The 12,515-nt window shown below is 37.5% G+C and carries 13 protein-coding genes and 1 riboswitch; of the genes, 6 read left to right on the top strand and 7 right to left on the bottom strand.

The window, feature by feature from the left end; translation table 11 throughout:
• Nucleotides 1-40: 40 nt before the first annotated feature.
• Genes thrB through BME96_RS01520 form a run of 3 tightly spaced genes read right to left on the bottom strand, consistent with a single transcriptional unit; the run spans nucleotide 41 to nucleotide 3,286 of the window.
• Entirely contained in the window at nucleotides 41-931 is an 891-nt protein-coding gene (gene thrB / locus BME96_RS01510; protein WP_026041509.1) for a homoserine kinase, read from the bottom strand.
• Nucleotides 928-1,989 carry a threonine synthase gene (gene thrC, locus BME96_RS01515; RefSeq protein WP_019379050.1) on the bottom strand — a complete coding sequence of 354 codons (1,062 nt, stop codon included), beginning with the start codon at nucleotides 1,987-1,989 and terminating at the stop codon, nucleotides 928-930. Before thrC ends, thrB begins: the two co-directional genes overlap by 4 nt.
• Nucleotides 1,958-3,286, bottom strand: coding sequence for a homoserine dehydrogenase (locus tag BME96_RS01520; RefSeq protein WP_071648097.1), 1,329 nt, complete (start codon nucleotides 3,284-3,286; stop codon nucleotides 1,958-1,960). The genes thrC and BME96_RS01520 overlap by 32 nt, the downstream gene beginning before the upstream one ends.
• A gap of 169 nt (nucleotides 3,287-3,455) precedes the next feature.
• Here BME96_RS01520 and BME96_RS19745 point away from each other — a divergent pair, with 169 nt between their 5' ends.
• The 3 genes from BME96_RS19745 (at nucleotide 3,456) to BME96_RS19475 (ending at nucleotide 5,402) form a co-directional block, all read left to right on the top strand.
• On the top strand, nucleotides 3,456-3,605 hold the full coding sequence (locus BME96_RS19745) for a hypothetical protein (RefSeq protein ID WP_197035839.1): 150 nt from the start codon (nucleotides 3,456-3,458) through the stop codon (nucleotides 3,603-3,605).
• 176 nt (nucleotides 3,606-3,781) lie between these two features.
• Nucleotides 3,782-3,867, top strand: a riboswitch (cyclic di-GMP riboswitch).
• A gap of 61 nt (nucleotides 3,868-3,928) precedes the next feature.
• Complete coding sequence (locus tag BME96_RS01525) at nucleotides 3,929-4,426, top strand: hypothetical protein (RefSeq protein WP_071648098.1); 498 nt, start codon at nucleotides 3,929-3,931, stop codon at nucleotides 4,424-4,426.
• A gap of 16 nt (nucleotides 4,427-4,442) precedes the next feature.
• Nucleotides 4,443-5,402 carry a DUF5667 domain-containing protein gene (locus tag BME96_RS19475; RefSeq protein ID WP_156035926.1) on the top strand — a complete coding sequence of 320 codons (960 nt, stop codon included), beginning with the start codon at nucleotides 4,443-4,445 and terminating at the stop codon, nucleotides 5,400-5,402.
• A 147-nt stretch (nucleotides 5,403-5,549) separates the two neighbouring features.
• Here BME96_RS19475 and BME96_RS01535 read toward each other — a convergent pair whose 3' ends face one another.
• The gene (locus tag BME96_RS01535; RefSeq protein WP_019379055.1) at nucleotides 5,550-5,921 is read right to left on the bottom strand and encodes a carboxymuconolactone decarboxylase family protein; all 372 of its coding nucleotides are present in this window, start codon (nucleotides 5,919-5,921) and stop codon (nucleotides 5,550-5,552) included.
• A 143-nt stretch (nucleotides 5,922-6,064) separates the two neighbouring features.
• Entirely contained in the window at nucleotides 6,065-7,219 is a 1,155-nt protein-coding gene (locus BME96_RS01540; protein ID WP_071648099.1) for an MFS transporter, read from the bottom strand.
• Nucleotides 7,220-7,361: 142 nt separating this feature from the next.
• Here BME96_RS01540 and BME96_RS01545 point away from each other — a divergent pair, with 142 nt between their 5' ends.
• The 3 genes from BME96_RS01545 to BME96_RS01555 all read left to right on the top strand — a co-directional run bounded on the left by BME96_RS01545 (nucleotide 7,362) and on the right by BME96_RS01555 (nucleotide 10,888).
• Nucleotides 7,362-8,120, top strand: coding sequence for a TrmB family transcriptional regulator (locus BME96_RS01545; protein WP_019379057.1), 759 nt, complete (start codon nucleotides 7,362-7,364; stop codon nucleotides 8,118-8,120).
• A 52-nt stretch (nucleotides 8,121-8,172) separates the two neighbouring features.
• Complete coding sequence (locus tag BME96_RS01550) at nucleotides 8,173-8,961, top strand: squalene/phytoene synthase family protein (protein WP_060681769.1); 789 nt, start codon at nucleotides 8,173-8,175, stop codon at nucleotides 8,959-8,961.
• A gap of 370 nt (nucleotides 8,962-9,331) precedes the next feature.
• On the top strand, nucleotides 9,332-10,888 hold the full coding sequence (locus tag BME96_RS01555) for a BCCT family transporter (protein ID WP_019379059.1): 1,557 nt from the start codon (nucleotides 9,332-9,334) through the stop codon (nucleotides 10,886-10,888).
• Between the two features lie 106 nt (nucleotides 10,889-10,994).
• Here BME96_RS01555 and BME96_RS01560 read toward each other — a convergent pair whose 3' ends face one another.
• Nucleotides 10,995-11,663, bottom strand: a complete 669-nt coding sequence (locus tag BME96_RS01560; protein WP_083547398.1) for a DUF4956 domain-containing protein — start codon at nucleotides 11,661-11,663, stop codon at nucleotides 10,995-10,997.
• A gap of 1 nt (nucleotide 11,664) precedes the next feature.
• Nucleotides 11,665-12,426 carry a polyphosphate polymerase domain-containing protein gene (locus tag BME96_RS01565; RefSeq protein ID WP_071648100.1) on the bottom strand — a complete coding sequence of 254 codons (762 nt, stop codon included), beginning with the start codon at nucleotides 12,424-12,426 and terminating at the stop codon, nucleotides 11,665-11,667.
• Nucleotides 12,427-12,515: the final 89 nt, after the last annotated feature.

The following is a 12,515-nucleotide window of genomic DNA, read 5'->3' on the forward strand; positions in this document are numbered from 1 at the left end:
GCTGTGTAGAAAACACAGCTCATCGCTTTTCTTTCATTAATCAATAGACTTGTAGTCCCACTCTATCAATTTCTACCATACGTACTTGATGTTCTGGAAGAAGGGGTCCCATTTTTTTAGCAAGTTGATCCCCTCGTTCCTTAGACGCAAATGAAATCATAGTAGGACCTGCTCCACTGATGACTGTTCCAAAAGCGCCATGCTCTTTGGCTAGTAGCTTTATTTGCTGGTAATTTGGAATAAGTTCTGCCCGAAATGGTTCATGGAAACCGTCCCTCTCCATTAGTTTCCCAGCCTGTTCATAGTCACCATTTATCAAAGCCGCTACCATTACATTACTGATACTACTGGCAGTAGTAGCTTGATTTTTGGAAAAATGATCTGGAATTACTTTTCTAGCTGCCTCTGTCTTTAGTTCTACATGAGGAATATATACAACGGTATCCAAATCGATATCGGATAAATGGACATATTCAAGGTCATCCTCTGTTAATTTGGCAGTAATTACTAAGCCTCCGAGTAAAGCTGCAGCTATATTATCGGGATGCCCTTCGATTTCTGTGCCGATTTGTAATTTATCTTTTTGGGACAAGGAGAGTTTGCATAGCTGGTTCGCAAGCTCAATACCTGCAACAACGGCAGAAGCGCTGCTTCCAAGCCCTCTGGCTAAAGGGATATCACTTGATATGGTCACTTTAGCTGGAGGAAGGTTTTGTTGATAACGTTCTGCAGTTCTTTGTGCAATTTGGTAAATAAAATGCTCTTCATATGTTAAGCAGTCAGGTAATAGCTTGGTTGTATGGACAAACTCCCACCTATCTGACTGTTCTACATTTAAATGAAGATAAAGCTGTACTGCCAGGCCTGCCGAATCAAAAGCAGGGCCTAAGTTGGCTGTGCTTGCTGGAACGGAAAGCTTAAAATTCATCATGCTTTCACCAATTTATTTATATAATCTGTTACAGTAGCTTCGTCATTAGGCAAGGAAACAGTTTCTACTTCCAACTGATCAATAGCTGTTTGTGGATCCTTCAAACCGTTCCCTGTTAGCACAGCTACCACTTTACTTCCTTTTTGAATTGTTCCAGCTTTACATTGCTGAATAACCCCGGCTATGGAGGCACATGATCCAGGCTCTGCAAAAACACCTTCTACTTGTGGTAACAGTTTAAATGCATTACTAATCTCTTCATCTGAAACAGAATGGATGGCCCCATGGGACTCATCTCTTGCTGCTACAGCAAGATCCCAGCTTGCAGGGTTACCAATTCGAATAGCTGTTGCTATGGTTTCCGGATTTTCTATCACTTTATTATTAACAATGGCTGCAGCACCTTCTGCTTCGAATCCGAACATTTTAGGAAGTCCTGTTTGTTTGGATTCATTATACTCTTTAAACCCTTTCCAATATGCGCTAATATTACCTGCATTACCAACAGGGATCGCAAGTATATCTGGAGCAGCACCAAGCTCATCACATATCTCAAAAGCTGCTGTTTTTTGCCCTTCAAGCCGATATGGATTGACAGAATTAACGAGCGTCACAGGAGATGTTTCACTAAGTTTTCGAACCATCTTCAATGCATCGTCAAAGTTACCATCGATTTCTACAATTTCTGCACCATACATAATAGCCTGTGCCAGCTTTCCGAGGGCTACTTTACCCTTAGGTATAACAATGATTGCTTTTAACCCTGCTCTTGCAGCATAAGCAGCTGCTGAAGCAGAGGTGTTACCTGTGGAAGCACAAATAATAGAGGTGCTACCTTCTTCGACAGCTTTTGCTACAGCCATCACCATTCCCCGATCCTTAAACGAGCCTGTGGGATTTATTCCTTCTACCTTTCCATACAGATCAATGCCTAGTTGACTTGAGAGAGCAGGAAAGTGGATTAATGGTGTGTTACCTTCATGTAAAGTTAGTGATGGCGTATGTTCTGTTACTGGTAAAAATGACTTATAATGACTGATCAGACCGTGCCATTTCATTCTTAGCATCTCCTTCCACTTTATAATAACTCTTTACTTTAATAACTGCATCCAGACGATTAAGTCTTTCTAAAGCTGTAGTAAAATTGCTTAAAGAAGTCTGATGAGTAACCAAAATTATCTCTGCCTGTTGATGTTTTTGAACAGGTGTTTGAAGGATTCGCTTAAAACTAATGTTTAGCTCATTAAACAAGGAAGAAATTTTGGAAAAAGTTCCTACCTCATCCTTTACTTGTAGACGTAAATAATATTGTCCAAATCGTTGGTCAGGCGCTTTTAATTGTTTCTTAAATCTTGGTGCAACAGATTGTCTGCCATTTACACCTAAACGAATATTTTTAATAACAGCTACAATATCGGACACTACTGCCGTAGCTGTTGGCAGACTACCGGCACCTGGGCCATAGAACATTGTTTCTCCTACAGCCTCCCCGTAAACATAGACGGCATTATATTCATTTTTAACATCTGCTAAAGGATGGCTTTTTGCTAAAAAAGTCGGTTGAACGTTGACTTCTACCTTTTTATCCTTGCAGTTCGCAAATCCAATGAGTTTCATTGTGTAGCCTAACTTATCTCCATATTTTAAATCCTCTAAATCTAGATCCTTAATGCCGGTAACTTCTACTTCCTCTAAGGCAATATCTGTAGAGAATGCGAGTCTTCCCAGAATGGCCATTTTACGAGCAGCGTCTAATCCATCCACGTCTGCTGTTGGATCTGCTTCTGCAAAACCTAACTCTTGAGCCTGTTTTAGTGCATCTTCATATGGCATGCCTTCATTATTCATTTTCGTAAGTATGTAGTTGGTTGTACCATTAACAATACCCATTACCTGCTGAATCCGATCAGAGGACAAGCCCTCAGCAATCCCTCTTAAAATAGGAATTCCTCCTGCTACACTCGCTTCGTAGTAAAAATCACATTGGTTTTTGGTTGCTGCTTCCTGAAGCTCTGGCCCATGTAATGCAACTAAATCTTTATTTGCTGTTACCACATGTTTTTTGGATGAGAATGCTTTTAAAATATGATGGTATGATTCTTCAACTCCACCCATAACCTCTACTATGATATCGATTTCCGGATCGTTTAAAATATCTTCTGGATTAGTGGTAAGAAACGTTCGATCTATTTGCACATCACGTGTTTTTTCCGTATCCCGAACTAGTACACTCTTTACATTTACTCCACAGCCGAGTTGGTGTGCAAGCTCTTCCTGGTGGTTTTCAATAAGCTTAATCACACCTGAACCGACTACTCCTAAACCTAATAGACCAACTGAAACATTGCTTCCCACAAAATCACCTCATAGTTTTTTCATTTAATAGATATTTAAACATGAAAGGAAACGTATGGCAATAGAGAATTTTTAGAATTATTAATTAAGCGCTTTCATTTAGGTAACAAAAAAGAAGCAATTGTAATAAGTTAAATAAAAGGAAGATAATCACAGGGGGTTTAATATAATGAACTATTCGGGAGTAGGACTCATTTTTATTTCTTGTTTGTCTGTAGGGTCTGGGGTTGGACTTCTCTTTGGGGCACTGGAAGCTGGAGGGGCGATCGGGTTAGGCGCTGGAATCTTATTCACAGCCATATTTCGTAAAAGTAAATAGTAAAAGGATAGTAAAATCATTTAATGGAAGTATTTAAAGGAAGTGGCTATAACTATAATTAACGTTAGGAATCGGACAAGATTATACGTTTAGAGAATTTATTTTGATATTTATAAATAATATGCTGACTTCTATTTAATAGGGTGGTATAGTTTAAATAGTTTAACACTAAAGTAATTTGATCATGGCAAAATTGGTGAAAGCCAATGACGCAAAGCTATAGGGGCTAAAGGAGGGGATCCAACGCTTGCCAGCTACCGGTTACAGGAATGCAACACATCCGATTGCCGATGTGTTTTTTTGTTGAAAGGGGGAACTAAAAAATGAAAAAAAGTGCTTTGCTTCTACTTCTTCTTGTTTTAATTCTGTTGGCAGGATGTGGGGGCACAAAGGAAGCAAAAGGGACTGGGAGTACAGGAACCGCAGATCTCAAAATGTTGTATGAAAATGAAGAATTTAATGTGAAAGTAAAAGAAACCGATGGTTGGAAATTAGCTAAAGCTAATATGAATGGAAACAAATTAAATGCTAAGTTTGAAAAAGATACAATTAACGCAATTATATCTTCCCTAACTACTAAAAAATCATTTAAAATAATTAAGAATGAATTGGTAACTGGTGCCGGAAAAGTGGAAATTTTAGAGGAAAAAGAAAATTACATATCGTTTGAATCAACTATGAAAACAAAAATCCGTACAGACATTTATTTGGAAAAACAAGGCGATTATACCTACATTTTTACCTTTGTTACTCCGGTAGCTGACTATAAAGAAGTAAATAATGAAATTAATAAACTAAGACAAAATATACTAGTGAATTAATAAAGGGGCTGTAAAAATGATTAAACGTTTAACAGGCTTAACCATAGGCTTTAGCTTAATCTTAGGTGGACAAGCTTTTGCTGAAGAATCGTTAAAGGTGGTAGACCCACAATCTGATTTATATGACACAACCCGATATTTGGAAGAGGCAACCTATGATATAACTACCGATTTTAGTGATAAAGTGTTATTACAAGAACAATTTGCAGAAAAACGATTAAGGGAAGCACAGCTCGCAATTGAACAGGGTGATCCAGCTGCAGCAAAAAAACTGATTCAAGAAGCTGACATACACGGAGAATTAATGGAGGAAAATTTAGCTGAAGTCAATAAAACTGATGATGAGATAGAGGAAATAGATGCACTGGAAAAAGAAGTTCTTTCCTATATTGCAAAGCGAACCGAGATACTAAAATCACTTTTGATTCGAGATGATATTCCTGAAGACGCTAAGAAAGGAATTCAAAGAGCAATTAATAATCAAGAAAAAGTAGTAGAGAAAATTCATAAGGCTTTTGCAGAAAAAAGATTGCATTTAGATGATCAAGAAGACGTAGATGACGATGCTGAAGACGAAGCAGAGGAAAAAGCAGAAGAAGCTGAAGACAAGGCAGAGAAGGAACGCGAAAAAGCCGAAGAAGCAACAGAAAAAGCCGAAGACAAGGCAGAAAAAGAACGTGAACGCGCAGAGGAAAAAACAGAAAAAGATCGTGAAAAAGCTGAAGAAGCAGCGGAAAGAGCTGAAGAGAAGGCAGAAAAAGAGCGAGAGCGTGCAGAGGAGAAAGCAGAAAGGGATCGTGAAAAAGCAGAGGAAGCAGCAGAAAGAGCTGAAGAGAAGGCAGAAAAAGAGCGAGAGCGTGCAGAGGAAAAAGCAGAAAAAGAACGTGAACGGGCAGAAGAAAAAGCAGAAAGGGAACGTGAAAGAGCCGAAGAGAAAGCTGAAAGAGAACATGAAGAAGATGAGGATGACGATTAAAAGCTGGCATTTCAAGATTTAGTTATTAAATAGAAATGTACTAAAATCGATAGAGAAAAAGAGATGGCCTTTCGCTATTCTTTTTCTCTATTTTTATTTATTTCAGGTTTATGCTTCAGCGGAAATATTCAGTTATCAAATAGAAGTTTAGTGTTTCATTTTGTAGTGATCATAGGTATCCATTGCTAACGTTACTCCTTGAGCAAAGGCTGCTCCCCCACCTAGCGCTGCACTAACCGAAATAGCCTCCATAAATTCCTCTTCTGTTGCTCCGTTATCTACTGCTCCCTTGGTGTGATAGATAATGCAGTATTCATCTTGTGCGTAAACGCTAATACCAAGGGCAATTAATTGCTTTTCTTTCTTACCGATAGATCCTTCTTGAAAACAAGCGTCTGTAAAATCAAAATATGCTTTGGTGACTTTAGGGAAGCTTTTTTCAAATCTGCTGCTTCCTTGTTTATAATCCATAATAGATTGATCAAAATAATTTTCCATTTCCTCATAATTTTCTTCCATTGTACTCACTCCAATTCACCGTTGTTTTAGATTGCATAGTATAGTCTTATTAGAAAGCAACAAAATTATACATATAGTACGATAAAGCAAAAAAACCCTACTTCAGAGTTTGAAGTAGGGTTCTTTTCTAAAACATTTTGAATTTAAGCCAATGCCTTGCTTCTCATTTTTACCATGGAAATTGTTGCAGTAGCTAACGCAATTATAACGAAAAATCCGCCCACTGTTGCATTATGCTCTACACCTGATTGCTCAATAACAAGTCCTCCGAGAAAAGAACCAAAGGCAATTCCAAAATGAAGTGCAGAATTATTTAAGCTTTGTTGTATATCTGATGTTTCTGGTGCTGCTTCGATCAAATAACTCTGTAATGCGGGAGTAATTGCCCAGCTCATCATGCTCCAAATAATCATAACAATTAAAAATACTGGTACTGCAAAGGTTGTATATGGAATGCTAAAAATAGCTAAGCCAAAAATTATAATTACGCCAATAATAGTAGGCTTGGCACCGAATTTATCAGCGAATGTGCCTCCAATACCACCACCCAATACTGCTGCCACTCCGAATAGTAAGTAAACGATACTTACCCAAGTTCCGTCTAAGCCCATTGTTGTTTTTAAGAAAGGAGTCAAATACGCATAAAGCGTTAAATGCCCAGCCAAAAATAAAAACGTAGTCAATTGAGCAAAGAATATTTTACGGTTTTTTAAAGTAGCTAACTGCTTAATTAAGGAAATCGATGGCTTTGGATCAATTTTACCCATGAAAAAGTAGACCCCGAGAAATGAGAATACAGTTAACACAGATATAAGCATAAATGGAGCACGCCAACCGAATGCATTACCTAGCATTAGTCCAAGTGGTACTCCGAGAACAAGAGAGCCACTAACTCCCATCATCACAACTCCTATAGCTCTTCCCCGATAATTTGGTTGAACAATATTAGAAGCAATGGTAATACATAAAACTACAAGTAAAGAGCCACTCGCTGCAGAGATGATTCGAGCTGCAAATAGTATAATATATGTTGGACTTACTACTGCTAGCATATTACCTGCTAAGAAGACAACAAGTGAAATCAGCGTAAGCTTCTTTCTTTCTATTTTGTTGGTCGCAGCCAATAGGATTGGAGCAGCAATTGCAAAAACGAGTGAGAATACGGTAATAAGCATACCGGCCTTTCCAAGGCTAATTCCCAAATCTGTTGCCACTAAATCAAGGATACCACCTATAATTAATTCGACCATCCCTACTACAAATGAGACGATTGTCAGTAAATAAACACGTTTATCCATTATTCATTTCCCTCTCTCTTAAGTTACCACTATAATAGTAACTTGTATAACGAAAAAAAACAAGAGCAAGTTCTCTTGTGAACAAATAAGTGAATTATGCTATTATAGGTTATATAAAGGAAGTTTCAGGGAGATTATAATTATGCTGCAACAATTTGGTTTTACTCAATATGAAAGCCAAGTTTATCAAGCCTTGGCTACAAGCAATGAACCTCTGGATCCATCTAGGGTTGTTAAACGCTCTGGCGTGCCCCGCGCGAAAGTTTATGAGGTACTTGATCGTTTGGGTGATAAGGGTGTAATTCTTGAGTCGACAACGGAAAAGAAAAGAGTATATGCCGCTTTGCCTATTGAAATGTTAGTTGAAAAATTAAAAGGTGACTTTAACTATAAGATAGAAAAGTTAAAAAAGATGGAAGCGACAGATATCCCTACAGATGATCGTGTCTGGACATTAAAAGATGACCAGTCCATACAGGTTGTCTTAAAAGAGTTAATCCAGGAAGCAACTGTTTCTATCTTTATTTCAGGATGGGCCGGAGATTTACAAAAAGTATTGCCTTTACTTGAAAACAAGTATGCACACGGACTCCAAGTTACGATGCATGTGATTGGTCAGTTAGAAACAAAGATTCCTGATGTTTCCGTCCTTATTCCTGATGATTACCATGATAGTTTAGAACAGAGTCGGACCATAATTATTGACGAGCGAGAAATGCTTTTTGCCGGAATAGAAGATAGAGAATGGCAAGCAATTCGAACGCAATCGCGTCCACTTGTTAAGTTTTTTACAGAATTCTTTTATCATGATGTTGCTTTGACGGAAATAACCAGAAAATATAAAGATATTGTGGTAAAAGATACGGAGATACGGAATGTTTTAATGAAATTAAGGTATTAATCGGTTGAGGGAGGAAACAGGTTTGAATAACCAAGATGTACAAAAAGATGCCATGCGTGTTTTAAAACAGACAAGCAGAACATTTAATATTCCAATTAACTTACTAAAGCCTACTTTAAAGAAAACGGTTGCTTCAGCGTACCTTTGCATGCGAGCAATTGATGAAATAGAGGACCATGAGCAGCTTTCTTCGGATACGAAACAACAGTTACTCAGAGAGACGGCTAAACTATTGAAGACCGATTTTGATCAAGAGGCTTATTTAAAACTTGTGAAGCCCTATGAAACTGTTTTGCCTGAAGTTACTCTCAGACTCGGTGATTGGATTGAAGTGTGTCCACAAGGAATAACCGATAAAGTAACGGAATCTACTGCCATTATGGCGGAGGGTATGGCAAAATGGACGGAGAAAAACTGGATCATCCATACAGAGGAAGATCTGGATGACTATACGTATTATGTGGCTGGTCTTGTTGGAGTTATGTTGTCTGATATTTGGGAGTGGTATGACGGCACGAAAACAGATCGTGAACTTGCAATTGGCTATGGCAGAGGATTGCAGGCAGTGAATATGATCAGAAACCAAAAGGAAGATGCTGAACGTGGTGTCCAATTTATCCCAGACGGATGGACAAGAGAAGACATGTTTACATATGCGAAACGCAACTTAAAGCAAGCGGATGAATATATCAAAGTAATTAAAACACGTAATATCCTTCTATTTTGCCGAATTCCTCTCGCGTTGGCGAAGAAAACATTAAAGGCAATGGAAAATGGGAAGGAAAAAATGTCCCGTAATGAAGTGGAAGATACCGTAGAGGATATAATTAACAAGAAATGATATGGAAAGACCGTCTTATAAGGAGGCGGTCTATTTTGTTTACAAGAAATAATGAAGTATGCCATTGAGGGTATGATGGACAAAGAATTTAGAAAAACGGTAGTAAATATCTCTCATATTTGCAGATGAAGTGCTGAAGAAGATTTTTAAGTTTAGAATTCGGTTATATTACACAGAATAAACGTAAAATGAAAGAAGAAATTAGAAAATTTGACGGCAGTAATAGATTTACCTATAATTAAACATTGTATTTTAAAAAAAGAGCAAGCTGATGGCTGAGCATTTATGGTAATAGAGAGAGAATTCATATTTCGTTCCATCCAATGGTCGTATTTTGGCACTTGCTCCTAAATTAATTAGGAGGAAAATCGTGGATTTTTTTAAGAGGAACAAATTAGATTGGCCCGTTTTTATATTTAGCGGAGGTTTTCTAATTTTATTTATCCTACTGTCTTTATTAAATAGTGAGATGGTGGATAGTGCAATTGGAACATTATTTGGATATGCAGCAGAGATTTTTGGAGGTTATTGGCAGTTATTATTACTTGGTAATTTTCTTATTGGATTATATTTGGCATTTTCCAAGTATGGAAAGGTGCGTTTAGGAAAACAAAGTAAGCCTAAGTACAGTTATTTTCGTTGGATAGCCATGATTCTGGTTACCCTACTGGCAAGCGGAGGTGTCTTTTGGGCAGCTTCGGAGCCTATGTATCACTATATGAGCACACCACCGTTATTTGGCGGTGGGGAGTTTAACAATATAGCAGCAGCATTTGGGCAGTCCTTTTTGCATTGGGGTTTCCTTGCTTGGGCCATTCTCGGTACACTTGCTACTATTGTAATGATGTATGTTCATTATAACAAGGGACTTCCACTGCGTCCAAGAGGATTATTATACCCTATATTTGGTGAAAAAATATATAAAAATAGTGCTTTAGGAACTACAGCAGATGTCTTTTCAGTAATTTCTACAGTTGCTGGTACATTAGGACCATTAGGATTTCTTGGTTTGCAAATTTCTTATGGCCTAAACAGCCTTTTTAATGTTCCGAATACGTTAACAGTAAGTATAATAATTGTTTTGAGTTTAGCGGGAATTGCTGCAATATCAGCAGCTACTGGAGTAGATCGCGGGATTCTTACATTAAGCAGATATAATGTTGGGCTAACCATCGTACTTGCGGTCCTTGTCCTTATCATTGGGCCAACCATGTTTATAATTGACTCGTTTATTGGAGGAACAGGGTTCCAACTACAGAACTTCTTAACAATGAGTCTATATCGTGGAGATCATGCATGGCTTGGATCTTGGACTATATTCTTCTGGGGATGGTTTATCGGATATGCTCCAATGCTAATTGTATTCATTACTCGAATTTCAAGAGGCAGAACAATTAGAGATTTGATTATTGCTGTTTCCATTGTCGCACCAATTGTCAATAACTTTTGGTTTTCTGTTGTTGGTGGAACCGGAGTATTTTTTGAAAAAGAACATCCTGGTTCAATTTCAACTGCGCTCAATGAGGGCGGCATGCCTGCAGCCGTGTTGGCAATTACAGATCAATTACCTTTAGGAATGTGGATAGGTCTTGGATTCTTATTAGTTTCTGTTATTTTTGTAGCGACTACCGTCGATACCATGTCATACACAGTTGCTGCGACGTTAACAGGAAATGATAGTCCGAAACGTTGGTTGCGTGTTTTTTGGGCATTAATATTCGGTGCTACAACAGTAATGATCTTATCTATCGGAGAAGATAGTATAGCATCTATCCAAAATTCAATTGTAATTACAGCAGTACCTGTATCCTTGCTCCTGCTGTCTCCACTGTGGAGTGCACCTAAGATTGCCAGAAAAATGGCATTGGATCAAGGGTTAATCTGGGAACGCGAAATGAGAAAAAAAGTAGATAAAGTAGAGAAATAATTTTAAACCCTAATGCCATGGCATTAGGGTTTTTTCTGGAGTTATCTCTTGCAGAGGGTAACATTGTTATTTGAATAAGTACTTCAAAGTAAAAAACACATAGAGTTCAGAGATAAGTTAGTGAAACTTTTAAATTCGCGTTTTTTTCACGAATTCTATCAAGCAATTCTTTATCTTTAGTAGCGTTTTTACTTCTAATAGAGTATGTGTATAATATCATGGTACCTAAGTTCGTTGTTTCTACTTGTCGTAGATCATGACTGATTGTATATTCAGTAAATATATCATCAAGCAGGTTTTCATGGTTGAGATTCTCAGGTACAGTAACTTTTAAGATTTGTGTATCCTTGCCCTTTCCATATTCGAATTTATAGAGTAGATAAAATAATAAGCTTGCAAAAATAGTCAAAATAACTGCTAAATCAAATTGAAATAAACCACTTGTCATACCAACACATAGGCCAAAGAAGATATAAGCAATATCCTTGGCGTCCGTTACAGCACTTCTAAAACGGATGAGAGAGAATACAGCAAACAGTCCGAACGCAACTCCCGCATTACCACTTACTACATTCATGACAACTGAAACAACTACACTCATTATAATAATTGTATGGACAAATGCTTGGGAATATCTTTCTCCTGTAAACGTTATTTGATAAATTTTTGTGATGACTAAACTTAGTACTGCAGAAACAGCCATTGCAACTAAACTCATTAAGATAGATGAATTTGTGCCGTTAAATCCGTTAGCTAACTGATCAAAAATCTCCATTTTACTTTCCTCCAATTTCTATTAATTCTTTTGAAACTCCGTTAGGCAAGGAGTCTCTTTTTAATAGCTCCATGCTGGTGCAGTACTTTGAAGCACTTCTCTGCTCACAATTCAGTTGCTGTAATATTCTAGTAAGCCATAAAGGAACACTATCATCTACTTTAACTTCTAGCACAACACTATCCTCATTAATAAAGTATTCCCCGTACGAACCATGCTCCAGATATAAATCAGTGTCCCTACAGCGTAAATTTATGTCAAAGGTAATTCGTAGATTTTCATCATATATGCCATGCAATGCATGTCGGTCATAGCTAACAATCATTCCCGGTTCCAGTTGGTAAAGATGACGGAAATAATCAATTTCTCTTAAAACTTGTACATTAGAAGTATGAATTAATTCCAACGACTCTCCCTGTACATTCTCCAGATAACGGTATGCTTCGAATAAGGGTAGAACCATGCGTCGCTTATTAACAACCTTTTTATGCTTTTGCTTTACTTCAAAAAAGGCAGTACCATTTATATCTGTGTCATTATAAACACGGAGGCGTAGTTTTTGCCGGTAACGTAATTTATTTTTTGTTTCAAAGTAAATTTTGTTGTCATTACTTTCAAAATACAAGCTGCTAACCGTATATCTCCCATCTGAACCGAACTTGTCAGCTCGCATATAAGGCGATATTTGGTGCACTAATTCATTATACTGGTCTATAGATATAAGATACTTTTGTTCCTTTCTTCTAAATATTTCAATTGCCATTTTTTTCTACCTCCTTAACCCGTATGATAGATTAGCAGAATGAGAAATGAATGATAAATAGATTAGAAACCAATGAGAAAAGGGTGAAG

The sequence above is a fragment of the Virgibacillus halodenitrificans genome (assembly GCF_001878675.1).
Lineage (GTDB): Bacteria > Bacillota > Bacilli > Bacillales > Amphibacillaceae > Virgibacillus_Q > Virgibacillus_Q halodenitrificans.